Source organism: Bartonella sp. AA86SXKL, assembly GCF_042196885.1.
Genome location: NZ_JBHIRE010000425.1, coordinates 1 through 276, shown reverse-complemented (window position 1 = coordinate 276; position 276 = coordinate 1). Strand labels below are relative to the sequence as shown.

Sequence of the window (276 nt, the reverse complement as noted above, 5' to 3'; positions counted from 1 at the left end):
AAAGAAGAATGGAAAATGACGGCTGAAACGAAGACGATTCTTGATCCTAAGATTAAACTAACAGCAACGGCTGTTCGTGTTCCTGTCTTTATCGGTCATGCGGAAGCTGTTCATGTTGAATTAGAAAAGCCACTAAGCGCCCATGAAGCACAAGAGCTTCTACGTGAAGCGCCTAGCTGCCAAGTTATCGATAAGCACGAAAATGGCGGCTATATAACGCCCTATGAAAGCACTGGTGAAGATGATACCTTTATTAGCCGTGTTCGTGAAGATATC

At 43.8% G+C, this 276-nt stretch carries 1 protein-coding gene; it reads left to right on the top strand.

Annotated features, from left to right (window positions below; translation table 11 throughout):
- Nucleotides 1-276, top strand: a 276-nt coding sequence (locus ACFIO5_RS12400) for an Asd/ArgC dimerization domain-containing protein (RefSeq protein ID WP_375705563.1), incomplete at both ends; no start/stop codon positions are given.